Consider the following 22,770-nt stretch of genomic DNA (forward strand, 5'->3'; position numbering starts at 1 on the left):
ATCCCCAATTTCGTGGGCTCAGGAGTAAAATTCATGGCTGCTGCCAAAGCATCAAAAACTGCCGCAAAAGCGGATGCCACCTTGTTGAAAGCGCTGGCGACCGCCTTCGCGGACAGCGCCCTTCCCGGAGAGAATGAGGGGTTTGATGCCAAAGCCTGCGAAGAAGCGGCGCGCTTCACCTTGCAGGTTGCGGAGCAACGCAAGGTGGGCAACGCCGCGGTAGCGCTGGACAGTTTTACCGATGCGCAGGGCCGCATGGCCATGCGGATCGCCATGAACAATGACGATATGCCCTTTCTGGTGGATTCGATTTCCGCCGCCGTTGCCTCCAAAGCAATTGGCGTAAAGCGGTTGATCCACCCTGTGCTTAGCACCGTGCGTGACGATCAGGCCGTGTTGCAGTCGGTCAGCCGGAAACGGGATTCATCGGTCACACGCGAATCATTCATCTATCTTGAGACCGATCGCGTCGACGCCAAGGAACGGCGCGCGCTCGAAGAAAATCTGCACGCTGTGCTGCGCGATGTGCGCGGCGCGGTTACCGACTGGCGCAAGATGCTGGGTGCGATGTCCGAAGATGCCGACAGCCTGCCCGATGGCGAAGGCGCGGCTCTGGTCCGCTGGTTCCTCGAAAATAATATGACCGTGCTGGGACATGAAGTTCTGGCGCGCGACGGGAAAAGGTCGAAACGGCTCGGCTTGGCGCGGGTCAGCAACGAGGCGATCCTGTCGGAAAAGAGCATCGGCCTTGCCATCAAATGGTTCGAAGAAGGCGGCAGCGCGCCGCTGATCCTGAAAGCCAACCGCGTATCGAGCGTGCACCGCAATGTGCAGTTGGACCTTGTGGTTGTCCCCATCCGTGAGGGCAGCACGATCACAGGTCTGTCGATTACAGCCGGTCTGTGGACCAGCGCCGCACTGGCAACCGCGCCAGACCGGATACCGGTATTGCGCACGCATCTTTCGACATTGATGGAGCGGTTCGGATTTGACCCGTCGGGACATGCCGGAAAGGCGATGACCCATGTGTTGACCTCCTTGCCGCATGATTTGCTGGTGTCGCTGAAACTGGCGGAGTTGGAGCGGGTTACCCTGACCGCCATGTCGCTGACCGACCGGCCACGGCCCAAATTGCTGGCGATCCGGTCGCCGCTTGGACGGCATCTTTATATTTTCGTCTGGCTGCCCCGCGACGATGTGTCCACCGGTATGCGCAAGCAGATCGAGGATATGTTGACCGCAACGACAGGCGGCGGGCTGCTTGGCTGGTCGATCAGCCTCGAAGATGGCGGTATCGCGCTTCTGCGCTACACGCTCGACTTGCCGGATCGTGACCAGAAGGTCGATGAAGCCCAACTCGACGATAAGCTGGAACTCATGGTCCGCGGGTGGGAGCCCGCGGTTGAGGCATCGCTTGCCCGCTTGACCGATGAAAAGCGCGCCGCTGCAATGATCGTTCGTTATGGCGCATTGTTCCCGAACAATTACCGCACCAGCTACAGTTCGGACGAAGCTGCGCGCGATATGCTCGGCCTGCTGCAGATGGAGCGTGACCATAGCAAGGTGACGCGGCTTTCCGCCGATGGGGAAATGCTGCGCCTGAAAGTGTTCAGTCAGGGCGGTGCCATGCCGTTGAGCGACATGGTCCCCGCGCTCGAAAATTTCGGATTCGACGTATTGGAGGAATCCCCGACGGCCTTGAGTGACGGGAATTATATCCATGACTTCCGACTGGGTCTGCGCGGTGGCGATGTCGCCAGCGTGATGGAACGCGCCGCCATTCTCGAAGGCGCGTTGAGCCAGGTTCTCGACGGAAAAGCCGAGAATGATGTATTCAACCAGCTTGTCACGGTGGCCGCGCTTTTGCCTCAGTCGGTGATCTTGCTGCGCGCCTGGTACCGCTATTTGCGGCAGACGGGTGTCACCTATGGCATGCCCACCGCCGTTGCCGCCCTGTCCAAGCATTCGGGCGTCACACGCGCGATTATCAGCCTCTTCAACGCCGCGCATGATCCAGCCTTTACCGGCGACCGCGACAAGGAATCGGCGAAATTTATCAAGAGCATTGAAACCGGACTTGCTGCGGTCTCGGCAATTGATGAGGACCGGATTTTGCGGCGCTATATGGGCGTCGTGCGCGCCACCTTGCGTACCAATGCCTTTGCGCCTGCCGGTGCCGAAGCCTTGGCGTTCAAACTCGACAGCGCCAAAGTTCCGGGTCTGCCCGCGCCTCTGCCTTGGCGCGAAGTGTTCGTTTATTCGCCGCGGGTCGAGGGCATCCATTTGCGCGCTGGTCCTGTCGCGCGCGGGGGTCTGCGCTGGTCCGACCGCCGGGACGATTTCCGCACCGAGGTTCTGGGCCTGATGAAAGCGCAGCGCGTCAAAAACGCCGTGATTGTGCCAACGGGTGCAAAGGGCGGGTTCTATCCCAAAAAACTGCCCGACATGCGGGTCGACCGCGACGCCTGGTTTGCGGAAGGCACCGAGAGCTATCGCCTGTTCATCCGCACCTTGCTGTCGATCACCGACAATATCGTGAACGACAAGGTAGTGCATCCCGACAGCGTAGTTATCCATGACGGCGACGATCCCTATTTCGTGGTTGCCGCCGACAAGGGAACCGCAACCTTCTCCGACACGGCCAATGCCATCGCGCTGGAACGCAATTTCTGGCTGGGCGACGCGTTCGCCAGTGGCGGTTCGGTGGGCTATGACCATAAGGCAATGGGCATCACCGCCAAGGGTGGCTGGCTTTCGGTCCAGCGGCACTTTGCCGAAATGGGCATCAATGTGCAGAAAGAGCCTGTTACGGTTGCCGGTGTCGGCGACATGTCGGGCGACGTGTTCGGCAATGGTATGCTGCTGTCCAAAACGTTGAAGGTCGTTGCGGCCTTTGACCATAGACACATCTTCTTCGATCCCAGTCCGGACCCTGCCATAAGCTGGAAAGAACGCCAGCGGCTGTTCAACCTGCCTCGGTCAAGCTGGCTGGATTATGATCCAAAGCTGATTTCCAAAGGCGGTGGCGTCTTTGCACGCAATGAAAAAAGCATCAAGACAACCCCTGAAATCAGGGCCTTGCTGGGCATAGATGCCAAAGATATTGAACCTTCGGAACTGATGACGGCCATTTTGAAAGCGCCCGTCCAGTTGCTTTGGTTTGGTGGAATCGGGACCTATATCAAGGACAAGGGCGAGAGCCATCTGGACGTGGGCGACCCCGGCAACGATGCCATTCGCGTCAACGGCGCCGATGTGCGAGCGCAAGTCATTGGCGAAGGTGCCAATCTGGGTGTCACGCAAGCAGGCCGCATCGGCTTTGCCCTGCGCGGTGGTCGCATTAATACCGACTTTATCGACAACAGCGCCGGCGTTGATTGTTCGGATAATGAGGTCAACATCAAGATCGCGCTCAACGCCGAAATGCGTGCGGGCAAGCTGAAAGAACCGGTCCGCAACAAGTTGCTGGCCGAAATGACCGATGCGGTTGCGCATCTGGTGCTGGAGGATAACCGCCTGCAGACGCTGGCGCTGTCCATCGCCGAAACCGGCGGGGCGGGGGATTTGCCCGCTTATGTCCGGCTGATCGAAACCTTCGAAAGCACGGGCAGGTTGGACCGTGTGGTCGAAGGCATTGCACCCAATGACGAGCTTTTCCGCCGCGCAAGTGAGGGCAAGGGGCTGACCCGGCCGGAACTGGCGGTTTTGCTGTCGACGGCGAAGCTGGCGACGCAGGATGGCGTAGAGGCCGCTCCCTTGGCCGAAGATCCCTCGATGGATGGCGAGTTGCTTGCGGCATTTCCTGACGCAATGGTCAAAAAGCACAAGTCGGCGATTTTGGCGCACCGGTTGCGCAAGGAAATCATCGCGACCAAGCTTGCAAACCGGATGATCAATCGGCTCGGTCTGCTCCACCCGTTCGAATTGGCGGAAGAAGAAGGCTGTGGCCTCGGCGAAGTTGCGGCGGCCTTTGCCATTGCGGAGCGGATCTACGATCTGCCGGCATTATGGCAGGCTATCGACACGGCCGAAATGCCCGAATCGACCCGTTTGCTCTTGTTTAATCAGACCGCTGTTGAGGTCCGCGCGCAAATGGCCGACCTGATCCGCAATGCGGCGGAAGGCCGTGACGTGGGTGCTGCGACCGCGCTCTACACTCCGGTCGTACAGAAATTGTCGACCTCGCTTGATAGCTTGCTACCTGCGGATGTCCGTCACCAGACCGAAAGCTTTGGCGCGCGTCTGGTCGAACATGGCGCGCCGCGCAAAATTGCGGATCGTCTGGTGCAGATGGCACAGCTTGATGGGGCGATTGGCCTTGCGGCGCTGTCGGCGACACAAAAGGCCGATGTGACTGCGCTGACACAGGCGTTCACCGCACTGGGCGACGCGCTGGGCATCGGCTGGGCACAGGGCACAGCGATGCAAATGGATCCGCATGACCCGTGGGAGCGTTTGCTCGTTGCCGGGCTGGCGCGTGATTTCCAGGCAATGCGCCTCGATTTCCTCCGCCGCCGCGCCGCGAAGAAGCCGCTCGCCGATACACAGGGCTGGGTCGCCGACAATGAAGGCCGGGTCCGGTCCTTCAAGGCGATGGTCGACCGTGCGCGTATGGCCGGTTTGCCCACACCCGCTATGCTGGCACAGATTGCCGGGCAGGCGCGGGTGCTGCTGGGGCGTTAAGCGGCTAGGATTTGGATGCCATCAGTCCGGCGACACTACCCTTTGTCGACGGATTGGACGCGTTCTGCTTCTTCGGTTTTTCGGCCTTTGGCTTGCGGGCTTCGCGGTTCGTTTTCTTTTGGCTCTTCGCCATATCGTCTCTCCTGTGGTTAGGCGGCTAGTGCCGGCTTGGGGGTAAGAGGGCTGCTGTTCGCAATTGGCCGGTACTGGCTGGCGGCTGGCGTCAGCAGATGCGCCTCCAGCAAGGTGAGGATTTCCGAATCTTCGTCGGCGTCAAATTTGCGGGCAAAGAAATCGGGGCTGAGGCTCAAGCGCATGGCATCGGCTTTGACAAAGGTGCGAGGGCGCAGCTTGATGTCGCCGTCGGGGATCCAGTCGATCGTACGCAAATCGTCATTGATCACTTCGCCATGCTTTCCGCTGTTCATGATCAGGGTCTGGAAAAAGCCTTCGTCGGCAATCAGCGATCGGCGGTAAAAGGTGCGGAACGGCTTCACCCGGGCGTCGGTGCAGGCGAATTCGCAAAAGGCGCGGGTGACGACTTTCCACTGGGTGCCGATAAAGGGTGTGACATGCGCCATGGGGCGGCGTTTGACGCCGGTCCGGAAGATGCGGCCCAAAGCCTCAATAAAATAATGGCTGATCCGGTTGACGGTGTCGGGCCGGACCAAATGCTGGTTTACGGCACGGATATATTGCTTGCCGCGATTCAACCGCAGAAAGCCGCGGATATATTCCTGTGACTTCAGCGGGAAATCCTGTCCGCTCAGATTGATATAATGGGTCCAGCTTTTGCTCATCTTCAGCAGCATCGCCATGCCGCGCAGCTCTGCATCGACCAGGCTGTATCCACCCCATAGCATGGGGCGCGGTTCCAATATGGCAGTGCCCTGATAAGGTTTCAGAAAGGCGGTGATGTCGGCCTGTATTTCGGGGCCGGAGGTGCGGTCGATGTGGATGAGATACTGGTTGCCGGGCACATAGATGGCGCGGAACATGCGCTTGAACTGTTCGGGAAAGCGATGGACGAGAATGAAATAGGCGATCAAAAGGCGCACTCCATGTGCGCGCGCCGGACCTGCAGGGACGACGCGCGGCGGGTATCACCCGTCTCGGGACGCCAAGCGAAAGAAAGTTCGACCGGAAAGAGACACTGGCCAGCACGGGCGGGGCGGCTGTCAGTCCCGCCTATATAGGGATGAAAGCGCCCTTATATAAGGCCCTACCGCCGATTATTCGGCGGCTTCGGTCTCCATTGCCCGTTTGTAGATGCTGTTCAGCGGATATTTGAACAGCTTCATCACCATGGGTTCGAAAAATTCGAGCGGCAGGGTGTCATATTCGGGGTCGAAAGCCGGGCAATCATATTTGTCGATAAATTCTTCGGTATCGGCAAACCATTCATGCCCCCGGAACTGTTCACGCATATCGCGGTCAAGGCCGAGATGGTGGAAGAAATTATGCCCCTGGAAGATGCCATGATGCTGGACAATCCAGAGGAGCTTCTCGGACACAAAGGGTTTCAGGATCGCCGCCGCAATGTCGGGATGGTTTGCCGCGCCCAGCGTGTCGCCGATATCGTGCAGCAAGGCCATCACCACATAATCTTCGTCCCGCCCGTCGCGATAGGCGCGGGTCGCGGTCTGCAGCGAATGGGTCAGCCGGTCCACCGCAAAGCCGCCAAAGTCGCCGTCGAGCAGCTTCAAATGGTCTAATATCCGCTTCCCGCCATTTTGCGCGAACGGAATATTGTGCCGCATGATGATCTGCCAATCCTCTTGCGTGCTCAGCGACATGTCGTGAAAACTGGCGCGATCGTCTTGATTGTCCATGTGACTCTTTCCTCTCGTCAGCCATGCTATCATGGCTTTTCTGTGAAACAAGGGCTTCATGCGCGCGCAAAATGCGGCTAGACCCAAAATATGGCGGTTCTAGAGCTTACTGATAAACCCTTTTTCGCGGACAAGAACCGGGCTTTCTGGAACCTGCATTCCGCCGGTTGGGCAGGGGCCGTTATCTTGCGCGCCGCATCCGGCATTGCGCAGGGCCAGCCTGTCAGCTTCCTTGTCCCCATCCTGATCTCCGCCGTTACCGGCTATTCCATCACGCTCGTTCTGTCGGTGGTCTACCGTTTCCTGATTGACCAGCGCCCGTTCATTACGTGGAGCCTGACCTTTGTGGCCATGTCCGTGGCGACCATTGGCTATGCCTATATCGATGTGTGGGTGCTGCAGACGATACGCGACGGGGTCGACGAAACGCCCTTTGCGCAGCTTTGGCTGGCGGCGATCTATATCAACTCGGTGCTTTTGGCGGCATGGTCGGCGCTTTATTACGCGATCAACTATTTCGTCCGCGCCGAAGAGCAGGCGGACCAGATGATGCGGCTGGAGGCGCAGGCGACCAGCGCGCAGCTCACCATGCTGCGGTATCAGCTCAACCCGCATTTCCTGTTCAACACGCTGAACAGTATTTCCACGCTGGTCCTGCTGAAACAGACCGAGCAGGCCAACGCGATGTTGTCGCGCCTGTCGTCTTTCCTGCGCTTCACCTTGATTAACGAGGCCGCCGCTAAAGTGCCGCTGACGCAGGAAATCGAGACGTTGAAGCTCTATCTCGATATCGAGAAAATGCGTTTCGAAGAGCGGTTGCGCACCTTTTTCAACATCGAACCGGCGGTCGAAAATGCGCTGGTGCCCTCATTGTTGCTGCAACCGTTGGTGGAAAACGCCATCAAATATGCGGTCACGCCGAAAGAAGAGGGGGCGGATATCTCGGTTACCGCTCAACTCGTCGGCCAAAGGGTTCGCATCACCGTTTCCGACACCGGCCCGGGCTTGCAGCCGGGTCAGCAAGACCACAGCCTGTCCACAGGGGTCGGCATGGCGAACACGCGCGAGCGGCTTTCGCAGGCCTATGGAGATGACCAGCGTTTCGAATTTTATGTGAAAGCTAGCGGCGGATTTGAGGTTTTATTGGAACTGCCTTATCAGACGCGCATTATACCGGTCGAAGAAAATCAAGCGGGGGCAACATTACAAGGAATGAAAACCGCATGAGCATTCGTACAATATTGGTTGATGATGAAAAATTGGCCATCCAGGGCCTCGAATTGAGGCTTCAGGCATTTGACGATATTGAAATCGTTGCCACATGCCATAACGGGCGTGAGGCAATCCGGAAGATCAAGACATTGAAGCCCGATCTGGTTTTTCTGGACATCCAGATGCCCGGATTTGATGGCTTCTCGGTGGTGCAGGGCGTGATGGACATTGATCCCCCGCTTTTTGTCTTTGTCACCGCCTATTCCGAACATGCGATCAAGGCCTTTGAGGCGCAGGCGGTCGATTATCTGATGAAGCCCGTCGAGCCCGACCGGTTGGCCGACACCATGGAACGTGTCCGGTCACGTCTGGCGAACAAGCGCAACACCGATGAGCTGGAGCGTCTGCGCACCGTCATCAACGAAGTCGCGCCCAACGCCGCCGACAATCTGGGCTCAATGGACGACGATGTCGCGTCCACGCGCTTTGAAAAGCTGATAAACGTCAAGGACCGGGGCCAGATTTTCCGCGTCGACGTAGAAAGCATTGAGCGGATCGACGCTGCGGGTGACTATATGTGCATCTACACCGCCGACAATTCGCTGATCCTGCGCGAAACGATGAAGGATCTGGAAAAGCGTCTTGATCCGCGCACATTCCAGCGGGTGCACCGCAGCACCATCGTCAATCTGGACCAGGTGCGTCAGGTCAAGCCCCACACCAATGGCGAATGCTTCCTCGTGCTCGAATCCGGCGCGCAGGTGAAGGTTAGCCGGTCCTACCGCGACGTCGTCGCACGTTTCGTACATTAAAAAAGGAGAATAGGGATGGCCGAAGCCGACGCGTCACCGCGCATGAAAGCCAGCGACTTCCATCCCTATATTCTCGAAATCTTTGACGGCTATGTGCATGGCAAGCTGACCAAGCGCGAATTCATCCGGGAGGCGGGCAAATTCGCCGCCGCCGGTGTCACGGGCCTGATGATCCTGCAGCAACTCGCGCCCGATTATGCGCTGGCGCAACAGGTGAAGGCCGACGACCCCGCGATCATAACGCAAAGGGTCGAAGTACCCAGCCCAGAAGGCCATGGCAGCATCAACGGCCTGCTCGCCCGGCCTGCCAAGGCAAAGGGCAAGTTGCCTGCGGTATTGGTCATTCACGAAAATCGCGGCCTCAACCCCTATATCGAGGATGTGGCGCGGCGTCTGGCGAAGGCCGGATATCTGGCACTCGCCCCCGACGGCCTGTCCTCGGTTGGCGGCTATCCCGGCAACGACGACAAGGGCCGCGAACTGCAGGCGAAACTCAATCCGGCAAAATTGCTTGAGGATTTCTTCGCCAGCTTTGAATTTCTGCGCGATCACAAGGAAAGCAACGGCAAAGTCGGTGCGGTCGGCTTCTGCTATGGCGGCGGCGTATGCAATGCGCTTGCCGTGGCCTATCCCGACCTCGGCGCTTCGGCTCCCTATTATGGCCGCCAACCCAAGGCCGAGGAAGTCCCCGCGATCAAGGCCCCGTTGCTGATCCACTATGCCGAAGCAGACGAGCGCATCAACGCAGGCTGGCTGCCTTATCAGGCGGCGCTGATTTCCAACCAGAAACGCTACGAAGTGCATTTCTACCCCGGCACGCAGCATGGCTTCCACAACGACAGCACCCCGCGTTACGACAAGGCGGCAGCGGAGTTGAGCTGGTCGCGGACCCTGGCCTTTTTCAAGGCGAATTTGACGGCCTGAGGCGGGCGGTTTCTTTTTTCGTCAGAAGGAAGAAGAGAATAGGCAAGATTGTCTTTCTTCAACTTCACGTTCATCGCCCCGCCCCGCAATAATCCGGAACGGCGGTACGTTATTTCTGCGCCGCCTGCTGTGCTTGATCCGCCGCGATGGTTTCGCGCGCGATAGCACTTTGCTCTGCCGGAGAGCGACACTGGAACACCGCTTCGAACGTTGCTTGCACGAGATATGTGCCCGTCGGCAGATAAGGTCCCATTACCTCGCGTTCTTCGCCTGTCTTCGTCACATTCTGGATCGCGTGTCTAAAACCGGGAGAAGCAAGCATGTTGCGGATCATCATGTTACCCTGATCGGCATCGTAGAGGCCGTCTCCGTCATCGGGGATAGGTAGCCAATTGATCCCGCATTCGGGATAGGCATTGCGGGGTCGATCCGCCGCGCGGCTGAATACGACCACATAATTGCGGTCCTTGTCGATGACGATCTGCTCGTCATTCAGGCATTTTAGTACCATGGTATTGGCTGCACCCTTTTGCGAGCAGAGTGACCAATATCGCATGTCTGCATCTTTGACCCGCATCACCGGATCACCGCTCATGGTCCGCGGCGTAACCGGCAGCTTGCCGCGCAGCACATAGATCGGCCCGAATTTGCGATTGATGAAAGTGCGGACATATTGATTGTCGACCGTGGGATAGAAGCCTTCGCTCTTGCGGTCGAAATTGCCGATGGCACCGGTGAATATGCCCTCAAACTGTTTGCGGTCGAACTGCGCATACCATGTCGACGGATTTGTTGCCGGATTTGTATCCGGTTTGCCCGGTGTCGTCAGCAACTCGCGATATCGCCAGGCTGGCATACCAACGGCGTCTGGCGCGATCTTCATTTGCTGGCTGGCATTGATCGCGTCGCAGGCATCCATTCCGCGCAAAACCTTGCCGTCCGCGAGCGTTAGCACCGGGGTTGGCAGCGGGACATTCCCGGTGATGCCTGAACCTTTGTCGACCGTGTATATCCGGTAGATCAGAACCTGTTGATAACCATCATTCTTGGGTGCGTGGATGACCTTGGAAGTTGCACCTTCAATGAAAATTCCTTCGCGCCGTGAAAGGTCGCGAGTGCCACCCGTCTGGATTTCAATCGAATAGGAACGCTTCCGCACTGTCCGGTCGGCGCCATCACGCGCGGGATTAGTATGGCCGGACAGTGGCGAAATCAGATAATCTGCCAGACTTTCGACAGGCTGCCCGCGCATGTCATAGGTTGTGAAAGATGAATAGCGCGCATGCGGGAACTGCCCGTCAAGACGCAGCGACGCGCCTTCGGGCACAGTAAATTTGGCAGTCCAGTAAAAGGTGTTGGTATCCGGCCACGCGATGTTGAGATAGGGATCGCCGCTATAGGGACCATTGCTCCAAAAGCAGGTGCGTGGCCCGGGCGTCCCGGGTTTTTGGGTGTCCATCCGGTTGATGGGGCCCGACATCGGCACATGATCCTGCGCTTGCCCGGGGCTCGCAGCCAAAAAACTGGCGGTCAGTACTATCGTGGTGGCGCGTGATAGGGTCTTGCTCTCGAACATGATGGGCCTCTCCTTTTTATGGCTATTGGCGGAGAGAATAGGGCCGACTGCAAAAAGCAATTGTCGGAATCCGGACAATTGATGCAGAGTGGAGCAATGCAAGCCCATCACCAGAAATTCATCCGTTCTATGTTTCGACAATCCCCGGTCATTGGCGTGCTAGATCCGGATGATGTCGATCTGCTATTTCAGGCGGCGAACGTGCGATCCTTTGCCCGGCGCGGAGCATTGGGCTACCCGGGCGAGCAGTCCCGCTATCTGTTTCTTGTGATGAGCGGGCAAGCGGAATTGACGACAGGGTCAGCCGAAGGCGGCGAAGTAACCATCGCCACATTCGGCGCCGGGAGCTGGGTAAACTGGCTGGCGGTCCTTGATCCGATTGAAACCGAGCGCGAATTCCAGGTTATTGCAGGCTCGACCCTGATCACATTTCCGTCCGCGCTGGTACGCACCATCATGAACCGGAACCAGGCGGCTTATGGGCCGCTCTATCTGGAATTGGGCAAACGATTTCGCGCGATCATGAAATGGATGGAACATACCGCGCTCAGCCGTGACACGCAGCGTCTGGCCAATCTGTTGGTGATGCTGGTGAAAGTCGGCGGAGACGGCCACGCCCCGCATATTGCACGTCTGTCACAACAACAACTGGCGCGCCTATCCGGTTGCACCCGCCAGACACTTAACATTCGGCTAGGCCAGCTCGCCAAGATCGGTTTAATCAAAACCGGCTATGGACGTGTCACCGTACCTGACTTGCAAGCTCTTGCCCGTTTCGCAGCCGCGACCTGATTGTGTGATTCCCACAATATTCCGATTATTCCAGATAGCTGCATTGCTCAGTGAAACCAGCTATTCGTTCTGGGTGACGACGCAGGGCAAAACACTTGTTTCTTCACGTCCTTCTTCGCGCCTTTGCGTGAGATTAATCCGGCGCGAGGGTGTGGCGAAGTGTTTGTTGATGCCTGGCGCTTCCCTCGAAAGCATTGTCACCCTGAACTCGTTTCACCTTCGGTGACTGCGTTCCAGGGTCTTAGTCAGCGACGTTGAAAACTAAGACCCTGAAACAAGTTCAGGGTGACGGGTGTGTTAAGCTGCGGGGTTGGGGACTGTCCCTGAAGGGACAGTCCCCTTTCATTGCCTGCCGTTGAAGGGGTGACGCGACGCCTTCTTCCTTTTTTCCTTTTTCCTTCTAGCGAAAAAAAAGTCAGCCCAGCCTTCCCGCAAACGCCGCACTAGCCACGCTACCGCCGCTCTGCAAAAAACGCCTTCAGCAGCGCCGCTGCCTCATCGGCTGCGATTCCGGCGTAAACTTCCGGCCGGTGGTGCACGGTAGGCTGGTCGAACAGGCGGGGACCGTGGGCGACGGCTCCGCCTTTGGGGTCGTCGGCTCCATAATAGAGGCGGGCGATGCGGGCGTGGGCGATGGCGCCGGCGCACATGGCGCAGGGTTCAAGCGTCACCCATAGCTCGCATCCGGTCAGCCGGTCGTTGCCGAGCGCTGTCGCCGCCTGCCGCAGCGCGATGATTTCGGCATGGGCGGTGGGGTCGTGGCTTTTAAGGGGGCGATTTGCGCCGCGTCCGATGATCTGGCCGTCCTTGACCACGATGGCACCCACCGGAACCTCGCCTGATTCCGCTGCCTGACGGGCGAGGGCCAGTGCTTCTTCCATCATTTTGCGGGCATTGGACAAAGACATGGCCTTCCGCTACCCGACAATGGCGCATTTGGCTATATCTGCGACTTGACCTTTCTGGCCCGGAAGGTTAGGGGCAGCGACTTTCGCGGGACAGTGATTCCGCACCACATCTTTTTTAACGGGATAGATATCATGTCGCGCATTTGCGAACTCACCGGCAAGGGCCGTCTGGTAGGCAACAATGTCAGCCACGCCAACAACAAGACCAAGCGCACGTTCCTGCCGAACCTGCAGAATGTTACCTTGCTGTCGGACACGCTGGAACAGGGTTACAAGTTCAAGGTATCGACCCATGGTCTGCGTTCGGTTGAACATGTTGGCGGTCTCGACAACTGGTTGCTCAAGACCTCGGACGAAAAGCTTTCGACCAACGCCCGCAAGGTGAAGAAAGAAATCGCCAAGAAGCAGAAGGCTGCGGCCTGATTTCGGACGGCTGCTTCGGCGGCTGTTTTACAGAGATTCAAAACCGGGGGCGGGTTCCGCTTCCGGTTTTTTCGTGTCTGCCTTTTCGGCGAGGCGGAACTTCATCAAGATAGTCCGCTGCAGAACGAAGAAATTATTGTCGGAAATCAGCCAGATATAGGTGTTTCCGCCATTCTCTTCGGTGGCGATCCCCTCCAGATTATCCACCAGCAACGGCGACGTCAGCGTCGCGACGATCCGGCTTTCTACGATCTTGCCTTTGGCGATCAGCGAAGGCTGGAGCAGGCCGATCTTTGCCGCGAAACCGTCGGGAAGGCCGATGGAACGGTGGATCAGGGCCAGGCGCCCGTCCGCCAACTGGACGCCATCGGTGACGCGATAGCCTGCAGGTGGGCGATAGGTGAATCGGCTGACGACCGAACCTTTTTCAACAGGGTCCCCTGAAAAAAGCAAAGCCTGATGCGTCCCGTCGTCCACGGATTCGGCAATGACGATGAACCGACCGTCACGAAGCCGGATCAATGCTTCTGCACCACGATTTTCGGGCCATTCCTGCATTTCTGCCGGGCGAGCGACGCCGCTTACGCGGGAGAAGGAGCGGGAGAATCGCCGAATCGCATGGTTCGCTTCGTAGCTGACCCAAAACTGTCCGCTATGCGCATCATGTGCGATGCCTTCGCTGTCGCGGTCCTTGTAATCAAGGTCTGGCCCCGTCGAACCCGGTAAGGGGGCAATGAAGGGGCGATCGATCTGGGCGTTGTTGGATAGCCCGAATCCGATCAGGGTTCCGGCGTCGCTAATCCCGACAAAGCGTCCTTCCGGCAGGAGCGTCAGGCCGGAAATGCCACCGAAATTCTCGTTCCGGCTGTCCAATTGCCATGCGCCTTCGAAAATCAGTTCGCCGATTCGGCGTTTGCCGGGATGTGCGGGATCGAGGTTGAGGGGCTTGAACGCGATATCCTGGCTGTTGTTAATCTCGATGATGCGAACGCCGCCAATGGACAGGATAGCGAGCAAAATAAGGAGCAAAGGGCGCTTCAGTCGGGAAATCATGGGACCCCATTGTTGTTAATCTTAAGCGGCATAAACATGAACAGACGATAACAACTACATTCAGATTAGGGTCAATAGCGTCATTGCATAACAGCATCGTTGGGAAAACACATTGCCCCTGACCCTAAGAGCTGGAGAACAGATATGACACAATTTCGCAAGAGCATTGGCGCACTGGTCCTTGCCGCCACCGCCGTAACAGGTTTTTCTGCCGCCCCTGCATATGCTGACCGGGGCTATGACGACGATGGCTATTACAGCCGCGACGACCGCTATGACCGTTATGACCGCCGCGAATATCGTCGGGGTGACCGCTATTACCGTGGCAACCAACGTTGCGACAAGGGTACGGGCGGCACCATCATAGGTGCGGTTGCCGGTGGCCTTTTGGGTAACGAAGTCGCCCGTCGCGGTAACAAGACCGAAGGCAGCATCATCGGTGCTGCGGTAGGCGCGCTGGCCGGTCGCGCGATCGACAAGTCGGACAGCAACTGCCGCCGTCGTTACCGCTAGTTTCTAAGGCTTTCACCCTGCGGCGTCCCTGAACCTTCTCAGCCGCAGGTTGAAGACGAACCTCTTCGGGGGTGGGCCAGCATCGTTAAGCGGTGCTGGCCTTTTTCGTTACAAGTGAAACTTGTCTGGCCCGCCATTATCCGGCAAAGCGCGGGGCATGACACCGACACTCGACTCCGCCCGCGCCGCCATCCGTCCCTATCATCGCAAGCCGGAGCCCGAGGTGCTGGCACCGCTGGTGGTCAGCGCGCAAATGGCAGCGCCGGACCGGGATGCGATTGTGGCGATTGCCCGCGACCTGTTGCAGGACCTGCGTGCTGCGCAATCCGATGGTTGGGTGAACCAGTTTTTGCAGGAATATCGGCTGGGGACGGAAGAGGGGACGGCGCTCTTATCGCTGGCCGAGGCGTTTTTGCGGGTGCCTGATCCGGAGACTGCCGACCTGCTCATCGCCGACAAGCTGACCGATGCGGACTGGCGCGGGCATAAGGGGCAATCGTCCAGCCTGCTCGTCAACAGTGCGACATGGGGGCTGGTGCTGGGCAAGGCGGTGCTGGGCGACAGCAACAGCAGCCTGAAACGTCTGATCGCGCGTGCTGGCGAACCCTTCGTGCGGCAGGCCGTGGGCGCGGCGATGCGGTTGATGGGGCAGGTCTTTGTCATGGGCCGGACCATCGACGAAGCCATGAAGCGCATGGATGCCAAGGAAAACCGGGGCTTTACCGCCAGCTTCGACATGCTGGGCGAGGCCGCCCGGACCCGCGCCGATGCCGAGCGCTACTTCGAAGCCTATGCCAACGCCATTGCCTCGGTCGGGCAGAATGCGGCGCGCGGGCATAGCGTTTCGGTGAAGCTGTCGGCGCTGCACCCCCGCTATGAAACTGCGCAGGCGGCGAGCTGTGTGCCCGAACTTGCCGCCATGGTGCGCGAACTCGCGTCCAAGGCGGCTTCGCTCGGCGTTCAGTTGACCATCGATGCCGAAGAGGCGGCGCGGCTGGAGATGAGCCTTGATATCATCGAGCGCGTTGCACGCGATCCCGCGCTGAACGGCTGGGACGGGCTGGGCATGGCGGTGCAGGCCTATTCCAAGCGCGCGCGGCCGACCATCGCCTGGGCCAATGCGCTAGGCGCGGAAACGCGCCGGATCCTGCAGGTGCGGCTGGTGAAGGGCGCCTATTGGGACAGCGAGATAAAGCACGCACAGGAGCGCGGGCTGAGCGATTTCCCGCTCTTCACGCGCAAGCCTGCGACCGACGTGTCCTACCTTGCCTGCGCCCGCGACATGTTCGACGCCGCGCACATCCGCCCGGCGCTGGCGAGCCACAATGCGCTGACCATCGCGACCATCGTGCATTGGGCGGGCAACCGGCGTGATTTTGAATTCCAGCGGTTGCACGGCATGGGCGAGGGGCTTTTCGAAAGGCTGGTGCAGGAGGAGGGCTATCATTGCCGGACCTACGCGCCCGTCGGCGGCCACCGCGACTTGCTTGCCTATCTCGTCCGCCGCCTGCTGGAAAATGGCGCGAACAGCAGCTTTGTCCATCAGTTGGCCGACCAGTCGGTCAGCGAAGACGAACTGCTCGCCGATCCGGTTGAAAAGGTCATGGCGGTAGGCGGCACGCGCCACCCCGCCATCGCCTTGCCCGCAGACCTGTTCCAGCCGGAGCGCGTGAACAGCCAGGGCGTCGATCTGGACGATGCCGCCGTCTTGGCTGCTACTGCCACCGAAATCGCCATCCCCGCGAAGCTTGCCATAGCCGCAGGTCCCGGCCCACAAGAGGCCGTCAGCCGCGCCTTGGCCGCCTATCCGGCATGGTCTTCGACATCGCTCTACACCCGCGCCGAATGTCTGGACCGTCTGGCCGATCTGCTGGAGGAAAACCGGGGCAAGTTGATGGCGCTTGCGGTGCAGGAGGCGAAGAAAACCATCCCCGATGCGCTCTCCGAAGTGCGCGAGGCCATCGATTTCTGCCGCTATTATTCCGCGCGCGCCATTGCCGATCTGGTGCCGGTAGAACTGCCCGGGCCGACGGGCGAACGCAATGTCTTGCGCCATGAAGGGCGCGGTGTCTGGGTTGCTATCGCCCCGTGGAACTTCCCGCTCGCCATCTTTTTAGGACAAGTCGCCGCCGCTTTGGTGGCCGGCAATGCGGTGGTTGCAAAGCCCGCCCCGCAAACGCCCGCCATCGCCGCCTTTGCCGTTTCGCTCGCGCATCAAGCCGGCGTCCCTGCAGACGCGCTGCAATTGGTGACCGGCGCAGGCGATGTCGGCGCGCAGCTGACGTCTGACACCCGCATTTGCGGTGTGGTGTTCACAGGATCGGTCCCTACCGCCAAGGCCATCGCCCGCAACCTCTTGCTCGACGACGCCCGCCCGCTGGTGCCGCTGATTGCGGAAACGGGCGGTTTGAATGCGATGATCGTCGACTCCACCGCTCTGTCCGAACAGGTCGTGCGTGATGTCATCATCTCGGGTTTCCAATCCGCTGGACAGCGCTGCTCCGCCCTTCGCCTGCTGCTGTTGCAGGAAGATATTGCGGATCATACGCTCGAAATGCTGCGCGGTGCGATGGATTGCCTGAATGTTGGAGATCCGTCCGATCCTGCAACCGACATTGGCCCCGTCATTGACCAGGCATCCTATGACAAGCTGATGGCTTATCGCCAAAGCGTGAAAGACCGCATCTTCCACAGCGTTGCGGTCCCGGCCAAGGGCCTGTTCGTTCCGCCAACAGTTATCCGGCTGAATGACCTCGACCAGTTGCAAAATGAATGGTTCGGCCCGCTCGTCCACGTTGCGACATGGAAAGCCGGAACGCTCGACGCAACGGTGCAGCGCGTAAATGCCAAGGGCTTCGGCCTGACCATGGGCCTCCACAGCCGCATCGCGCGCAGCAGCGAAGCGGTCGAACAGATGGCGCGGGTCGGCAACCTCTATATCAACCGTTCGATGATTGGCGCAGTTGTGGGCAGTCAGCCCTTTGGCGGGGAAGGGCTATCGGGCACAGGACCCAAGGCGGGCGGTCCGCACTATCTCTACCGTTTCTGCGCCGAACGCACGACCAGTACGGACACGACAAGCGCAGGTGGCAACGCGTCGCTGCTGTCGTTGGAGGACGAGGTTTAATCTGGTTTGAACGCCATTCTCGTCACCCTGAAACAAGTTCAGGGTGACGGCTACTTTTAACGTCATTTGTTTGCAAAAACCCGGCTAAAAGTCCGGCCAGAAACGCCGTTTAGTGAATAGTGCCCAATGTCGTTTCGATGCTGAGCATGATGATCAGCCGTTCAATCTGGCGCCAGCGGCAATAATGCAGGTGGTTGCCCACATTGCGGCTCGCCTCGGCCCGATCAGCCGCCTCCAGTCCGGCGGTTTTACCAAATTGGTCGATCAACGCTTCTGCTTCGACAACATCGCGCGGTTCGACATAGAGCGGCAAAAACATAGGCTGGTCAGGCTTTCACAAGGGTTCCGGGTGGCAGACAGGCCCGGGTGAAACGGCCTGTCTGCAGAAACGCTGATAGCGCGGGGGCATGGCTGTTCCGTCAAAGCAATTGGTTAGCGGAAATTAAGCACGATGTTCCCGCTTGCCTGTCAGGCGGCATTGGTGGCAAAGGGGCGGCATGTCTGAAACGAACAATAGCCAACCCCGCTTTGCTGGCGGCATTTTTATTGCCCTCGGCCTGCTTTTGGGCGTCATCGGTGGTATCGCGCTGAATGAGCCTTCTGCAGGTATGATGATCGGCTTCGGTGCCGGTGTAGCTATCGCATTGGTGGTTTGGCTGTTGGACCGCAAGCGGGCCTGAGAGGATTTAAGCCATGTGGAAACATGTACGTAATATAGTTCTGATTTTCATCGTCCTTGGCCTGATCGGTGTATGGTTCCTGACCCGCCCGGACGAAGCAAAGCTTCCGCTAGCGGCGCTGGAAGGCCCTAAACCCGAACTCACCCAGCCTCGGCCGGAGATGTTTCCGACAATCAACGTGGCCGATGTCGACCGCTGGAAAGCCGGCGAAGCGCCGGTCGCGGCACCCGGCCTTGTCGTCGAACGCTTTGCCGAAGGGCTGGACCATCCCCGCAATATATATGTTTTGCCCAATGGCGATGTGCTGGTGGCTGAATCCAATTCGCCCCCGCGTGATGGCGGCGGTGTTGAAGGCATGGTCGCGCGCTGGCTGATGGGCAAGGCTGGGGCAGGCGTGCCGTCGGCCAACCGGGTCAGCCTGCTGCGCGACGCCGATGGCGATGGCAAGGCGGAGCTCAAGACACCCTATATCACCGGCCTGAACTCGCCCTTCGGCATGGTTCTTGTCGGCGATACGCTGTATGTTGCCAATACCGATGCTGTGCTGGCCTTCCCCTATAAGGAAGGCGCGACCAGCATCACCGCAAAAGGCCGTGAAGTCACCAAACTGAACGCCATGGCCCCCAACAACCATTGGACCCGCAACCTTGCCGCGTCACCTGATGGCAAGAAACTCTACATCTCGGTCGGGTCGAACAGCAATATCGCCGAACGCGGCATGCAATTCGAACGGGGCCGCGCGATGGTTCTCGAACTCGATCTGGCATCAGGCAAGAAGATGCCTTACGCATCGGGCCTGCGTAATCCGGTTGGGCTTGACTGGGACAAGTCGGGACGTTTGTGGACGGTCGTCAACGAACGCGACATGCTCGGATCTGATCTGGTTCCGGATTATCTGGCCCTCGTGGAATTCGGTGCCGACTATGGATGGCCGCAACATTATTGGGGTGGCTTTACCGACGCCCGTGTGTCGCCACCAAAACCCGAAAAGCGCGAATATGAACGCCGTCCGGACTATGCTCTGGGTGCCCACACCGCGCCTCTGGGTCTCGCCTTTGGCTATAATGCAAAGCTCGGCGCGTCCCTGACCGACGGTGCTTTTGTTGCCCGTCACGGATCGTGGAACCGCAAGCCTGCCTCGGGCTATGACGTGATCTTCGTGCCCTTCCCGAAGGGTGAGCCTGTCGGCAAGCCAGTGCGCGTGTTGACCGGTTTCTTGGACAAGGACGGCAATGCGCAGGGCCGGCCAACGATGCTGACGGTTGCGAAGGACGGTTCTTTGCTGGTGAGCGACGATGTCGGCAATATTGTCTGGCGTGTGAAGGCCAAGGGCTGAGGTGTTGGGGACAGTACCTAAAGGGACAGTCCCCGTATAAAGTTACCTTGGGGACTGTCCCTTTTATTCTTTTTACCCCGTCTCCCTGAACTCGTTTCGGGGTGACGGGTTTGTGGGATTCGACGGGGAGTAGGATTCAGGATGAAGTCTACTTTCTCCGCGCTCTCCGCGAACTCCGCGTGAACCCCTCTAGCGCAAGTTATTTGGATTACGCGGAGGCCGCGGAGACCGCGGAGAGAGTAGATTAGAGGCTTCGCCCGTTCGCCAAATCGTCGCACGAACCAATCCCGTCCCGCAAGCGGGAAGGGGTAAGGCGAACGGAATTCAGATAGGCATCCACCTAAATCTTGCGTCCCGCGCGTCCGGCGAGTTCCACCGTATAATGCCACGCCACCCGGCCCGATCGGCCGCCGCGTTGGTGGGCGAAGGCGAGGGCGTCGGCTTCGTCCCAGTCGAGGTCGAAATGGCTGGCATAGGCCGCGACCATCGACACAAAGGCTTCCTGATCGGCATATTGAAAACCAAGCTTCAACCCGAAGCGGTCGGCGAGCGCGAGGCTGTCGTCAATATTGTCGCGGGCGTTGATAGCATCGGTTTGCTCGGCCATTGTCCGGTCAACGATGTTTCGCCGGTTCGATGTCACATAGAGCCGCACATTGTTCGGACGCGCTTCGGCCCCGCCTTCCAAAAGCGAGCGGAGCAGGCGCGGCCCGTTGTCGTGCGTATCAAAGGCGATGTCATCGACAAACAGAATGAAGCGTCGCCCGGAAACGGACAGTTCCTCAAATAACTGGGGCAGCGAGGCCAGGTGGGATGACGATGCCTCGACCAGTGCGACAAACAGCCCTTCTTTCTGCAATTCCCCGACGACGGATTTGACCAGCGCCGATTTCCCCATGCCGCGCGCACCCCAGAGAAGCACATCATGCGCGGCCGCGCCGGAGGCATGGCGGCGGCTGTTTTCGAGCATATCGGTTTTCTGGCGGTCGACGCCGACGATCAGATCGATGGGCAACGGCCGGAAATGGTGGACCGGCGCAAGCCGTTTTCCGTCCCAATGATAGGCAGGATAGGCCGACAGGTCCATCGGCGGGGCAGGTGGCGGGGACAGTCTTTCGAGCGCTTCGGCGATGCGCTTCAAAATATCCGTGTTCAAGCCGCCATCCCTTCTGCGTCCAGCATATACAGCAATTCGGAACCGGCCTTCGCGCTCGTCTTCAGCGAAAGGGCTTCGGCCACCATGACTTCCAGATAATAGCGGCAGGCAACAACCTTGCCATCCAGAAAGGCGTTGGTGCCATTGGCGGTCTGTTCCGCCTGTGCGGCACGCAATTGGCGCAGCATCAGCCAGCCGGACGTCGCAATGGCCATCATCTGGGTGTAGGCATAGCTTCCGGCGAGGCGATCATCGACGCTGGCGCCCAGCATCCATTCGGTCACCTCGGCACAGGCCCCGGCAAGCGCGGACAGGGGGGCATTGTCGCCCGCGTCGGCGGTGATGGTTTGCAAATGACGGCGAATGACATCGCCACCTTCCATTGCCAGTTTGCGGCCAACAAGGTCGGCTGCCTGGATACCGTTGGTACCTTCGTAAATTGCGGCGATGCGGATATCGCGGTAATATTGGGCTGCTCCCGTTTCCTCGATAAAGCCCATGCCACCATGCACCTGTATGCCGAGCGAGGCGATTTCGCTGCCGAGATCAGTGCCATAGGTCTTGGCGAGCGGGGTGAGGAGGTCGACCATTTCACGCGCGCCGTCTTCGCCCAATGCGGCGCGGTCGACATAGCCCGAGGCGAAGTAGAGCAGAGCGCGGATGGCCTGCGTTCCGGCCTTCATACGCAATAGCATGCGGCGAACATCGGGATGCTCGATAATTGCGACCGAATCCCGTGATGCACCACCCGCCTTGGCCGACTGCACCCGTTCGCGCGCGAACCAGATCGCCTTTTGCGTCGCGGCTTCGGCGATTTGCACGCCCTGCAACCCGACATTCAGGCGGGCGTTGTTCATCATTGTGAACATCGCGCGCATGCCGCCGAATTCGGGGCCGATCAATTCACCGACACATTCGCCTTCCTCGCCAAAGGCAAGGACGCAGGTGGGCGAGGCATTGATGCCCATCTTATGTTCGATGGACACAACCTTGATATCGTTTGCCTCGCCGATGTCTCCGTCAGCGGTCAGCTGGTATTTCGGGACCAGGAACAGCGAAATGCCCTTGGTTCCTGCGGGCGCATCGGGTGTGCGGGCAAGCACGAGGTGGACGATATTCTCCACCATGTCATGGTCGCCGAAGCTGATATAGATTTTCTGGCCGCGGATCTGGTAGCGGCCGTCACCCAAGGGGGTTGCCGTGGCGCGCAGGGCGCCGACATCCGATCCGGCCTGCGGCTCGGTCAGGTTCATGGTGCCGCTCCACTCCGCCGTGGATAGCTTGGGAAGATAGGCCGCCTTTTGGGCTTCGGAGCCATGGTGGTTGATGGCTTCAATCGCGCCGACCGACAATATGGGGCACAAAGCAAAGGCCATGTTGGCAGCGCCCAGGGAGTCGAGCGCGACGGTCGCCATACTGAAGGGCAGGCCCTGTCCGCCAAAGTCGGATGGTGCGTTGATCGATCCCCAGCCATTGGCGACATAAGACTGGTAAGCGGCGACGAAACCGTCGGGCATGACGACCTTTCCGTCAATAAGCCGCGCGCCGACAACATCGCCGATGCGGTTGAGCGGAGCGAATTCATTGGCCGCAAATTCGCCAATCCCTTCGACAATTGCCTGCACCACATCGGCGGTTGAGTCGGCGAAACGGCCATGTTGGGCCAGCGCATCAATCCCGGTGATATGCTTCAAAACGAAGAGTTGTTCGGCGATAGGGGCAGCAAAGGTCATGGGACGAAAA

General features: G+C 59.1%; 20 protein-coding genes. 10 read left to right on the forward strand and 10 right to left on the reverse strand.

Annotated elements, in window-relative coordinates; all coding sequences use genetic code 11:
• Nucleotides 1-33 precede the first annotated feature (33 nt).
• Nucleotides 34-4,683, forward strand: coding sequence for an NAD-glutamate dehydrogenase (locus tag EUU25_RS01760; protein WP_158897753.1), 4,650 nt, complete (start codon nucleotides 34-36; stop codon nucleotides 4,681-4,683).
• Between the two features lie 4 nt (nucleotides 4,684-4,687).
• Here the strand turns inward: EUU25_RS01760 and EUU25_RS16610 are convergent, their stop codons facing one another.
• The 3 genes from EUU25_RS16610 to EUU25_RS01770 all read right to left on the reverse strand — a co-directional run bounded on the left by EUU25_RS16610 (nucleotide 4,688) and on the right by EUU25_RS01770 (nucleotide 6,515).
• Nucleotides 4,688-4,816, reverse strand: coding sequence for a hypothetical protein (locus tag EUU25_RS16610; RefSeq protein WP_281347000.1), 129 nt, complete (start codon nucleotides 4,814-4,816; stop codon nucleotides 4,688-4,690).
• A gap of 16 nt (nucleotides 4,817-4,832) precedes the next feature.
• Nucleotides 4,833-5,732 (reverse strand): beta-1,6-N-acetylglucosaminyltransferase, encoded by a 900-nt coding sequence (locus EUU25_RS01765; RefSeq protein ID WP_158897754.1) that lies wholly within the window; start codon nucleotides 5,730-5,732, stop codon nucleotides 4,833-4,835.
• A 183-nt stretch (nucleotides 5,733-5,915) separates the two neighbouring features.
• Nucleotides 5,916-6,515: an HD domain-containing protein gene (locus tag EUU25_RS01770; protein WP_158897755.1), complete on the reverse strand. Its 600-nt coding sequence runs from the start codon at nucleotides 6,513-6,515 to the stop codon at nucleotides 5,916-5,918.
• 90 nt (nucleotides 6,516-6,605) lie between these two features.
• Between EUU25_RS01770 and EUU25_RS01775 the strand changes: the two genes are divergently transcribed.
• The 3 genes from EUU25_RS01775 to yghX are packed head-to-tail and all read left to right on the forward strand — an operon-like array spanning nucleotide 6,606 to nucleotide 9,463.
• Nucleotides 6,606-7,742 (forward strand): sensor histidine kinase, encoded by a 1,137-nt coding sequence (locus EUU25_RS01775; RefSeq protein ID WP_158897756.1) that lies wholly within the window; start codon nucleotides 6,606-6,608, stop codon nucleotides 7,740-7,742.
• Complete coding sequence (locus EUU25_RS01780; RefSeq protein WP_158897757.1) at nucleotides 7,739-8,539, forward strand: LytR/AlgR family response regulator transcription factor; 801 nt, start codon at nucleotides 7,739-7,741, stop codon at nucleotides 8,537-8,539. Before EUU25_RS01775 ends, EUU25_RS01780 begins: the two co-directional genes overlap by 4 nt.
• Nucleotides 8,540-8,554: 15 nt before the next feature.
• Nucleotides 8,555-9,463: a YghX family hydrolase gene (gene yghX / locus EUU25_RS01785; RefSeq protein WP_158897758.1), complete on the forward strand. Its 909-nt coding sequence runs from the start codon at nucleotides 8,555-8,557 to the stop codon at nucleotides 9,461-9,463.
• Nucleotides 9,464-9,572: 109 nt separating this feature from the next.
• Here the strand turns inward: yghX and EUU25_RS01790 are convergent, their stop codons facing one another.
• Nucleotides 9,573-11,039, reverse strand: a complete 1,467-nt coding sequence (locus tag EUU25_RS01790) for a hypothetical protein (protein ID WP_158897759.1) — start codon at nucleotides 11,037-11,039, stop codon at nucleotides 9,573-9,575.
• 129 nt (nucleotides 11,040-11,168) lie between these two features.
• Between EUU25_RS01790 and EUU25_RS01795 the strand changes: the two genes are divergently transcribed.
• Nucleotides 11,169-11,831: a Crp/Fnr family transcriptional regulator gene (locus tag EUU25_RS01795; RefSeq protein ID WP_158897760.1), complete on the forward strand. Its 663-nt coding sequence runs from the start codon at nucleotides 11,169-11,171 to the stop codon at nucleotides 11,829-11,831.
• A gap of 452 nt (nucleotides 11,832-12,283) precedes the next feature.
• Here the strand turns inward: EUU25_RS01795 and tadA are convergent, their stop codons facing one another.
• A complete protein-coding gene (tadA, locus tag EUU25_RS01800; protein WP_158897761.1) occupies nucleotides 12,284-12,739 on the reverse strand; it encodes a tRNA adenosine(34) deaminase TadA in 456 nt (151 codons plus the stop codon).
• Between the two features lie 132 nt (nucleotides 12,740-12,871).
• Here tadA and rpmB point away from each other — a divergent pair, with 132 nt between their 5' ends.
• Nucleotides 12,872-13,162, forward strand: coding sequence for a 50S ribosomal protein L28 (rpmB, locus tag EUU25_RS01805; protein WP_158897762.1), 291 nt, complete (start codon nucleotides 12,872-12,874; stop codon nucleotides 13,160-13,162).
• Between the two features lie 27 nt (nucleotides 13,163-13,189).
• Here rpmB and EUU25_RS01810 read toward each other — a convergent pair whose 3' ends face one another.
• Nucleotides 13,190-14,215, reverse strand: a complete 1,026-nt coding sequence (locus EUU25_RS01810) for an esterase-like activity of phytase family protein (RefSeq protein WP_158897763.1) — start codon at nucleotides 14,213-14,215, stop codon at nucleotides 13,190-13,192.
• Nucleotides 14,216-14,359: 144 nt separating this feature from the next.
• Here EUU25_RS01810 and EUU25_RS01815 point away from each other — a divergent pair, with 144 nt between their 5' ends.
• Nucleotides 14,360-14,728: a glycine zipper 2TM domain-containing protein gene (locus EUU25_RS01815; protein WP_158897765.1), complete on the forward strand. Its 369-nt coding sequence runs from the start codon at nucleotides 14,360-14,362 to the stop codon at nucleotides 14,726-14,728.
• A 136-nt stretch (nucleotides 14,729-14,864) separates the two neighbouring features.
• Here the strand turns inward: EUU25_RS01815 and EUU25_RS16720 are convergent, their stop codons facing one another.
• Nucleotides 14,865-14,933: a hypothetical protein gene (locus tag EUU25_RS16720; RefSeq protein WP_484591132.1), complete on the reverse strand. Its 69-nt coding sequence runs from the start codon at nucleotides 14,931-14,933 to the stop codon at nucleotides 14,865-14,867.
• Between EUU25_RS16720 and EUU25_RS01820 the strand changes: the two genes are divergently transcribed.
• Entirely contained in the window at nucleotides 14,919-17,855 is a 2,937-nt protein-coding gene (locus EUU25_RS01820) for an L-glutamate gamma-semialdehyde dehydrogenase (RefSeq protein WP_222848839.1), read from the forward strand. The genes EUU25_RS16720 and EUU25_RS01820 overlap by 15 nt on opposite strands.
• Nucleotides 17,856-17,964: 109 nt before the next feature.
• On the opposite strand, the gene EUU25_RS01825 is transcribed toward EUU25_RS01820, so the two are convergent.
• Nucleotides 17,965-18,174 (reverse strand): hypothetical protein, encoded by a 210-nt coding sequence (locus EUU25_RS01825; protein WP_143776010.1) that lies wholly within the window; start codon nucleotides 18,172-18,174, stop codon nucleotides 17,965-17,967.
• A gap of 178 nt (nucleotides 18,175-18,352) precedes the next feature.
• Here EUU25_RS01825 and EUU25_RS01830 point away from each other — a divergent pair, with 178 nt between their 5' ends.
• Both EUU25_RS01830 and EUU25_RS01835 read left to right on the forward strand, forming a co-directional pair.
• Nucleotides 18,353-18,535, forward strand: coding sequence for a hypothetical protein (locus EUU25_RS01830; protein WP_158897769.1), 183 nt, complete (start codon nucleotides 18,353-18,355; stop codon nucleotides 18,533-18,535).
• A 13-nt stretch (nucleotides 18,536-18,548) separates the two neighbouring features.
• Nucleotides 18,549-19,871 carry a PQQ-dependent sugar dehydrogenase gene (locus EUU25_RS01835; protein ID WP_158897771.1) on the forward strand — a complete coding sequence of 441 codons (1,323 nt, stop codon included), beginning with the start codon at nucleotides 18,549-18,551 and terminating at the stop codon, nucleotides 19,869-19,871.
• A 340-nt stretch (nucleotides 19,872-20,211) separates the two neighbouring features.
• Here EUU25_RS01835 and EUU25_RS01840 read toward each other — a convergent pair whose 3' ends face one another.
• Nucleotides 20,212-21,027: an ATP-binding protein gene (locus EUU25_RS01840; protein WP_158897773.1), complete on the reverse strand. Its 816-nt coding sequence runs from the start codon at nucleotides 21,025-21,027 to the stop codon at nucleotides 20,212-20,214.
• On the reverse strand, nucleotides 21,024-22,760 hold the full coding sequence (locus tag EUU25_RS01845) for an acyl-CoA dehydrogenase (RefSeq protein WP_158897775.1): 1,737 nt from the start codon (nucleotides 22,758-22,760) through the stop codon (nucleotides 21,024-21,026). The genes EUU25_RS01840 and EUU25_RS01845 overlap by 4 nt, the downstream gene beginning before the upstream one ends.
• Between the last annotated feature and the right edge of the window lie 10 nt (nucleotides 22,761-22,770).

The organism is Sphingorhabdus lacus (genome assembly GCF_009768975.1).
Taxonomy (GTDB): domain Bacteria; phylum Pseudomonadota; class Alphaproteobacteria; order Sphingomonadales; family Sphingomonadaceae; genus Sphingorhabdus_B; species Sphingorhabdus_B lacus.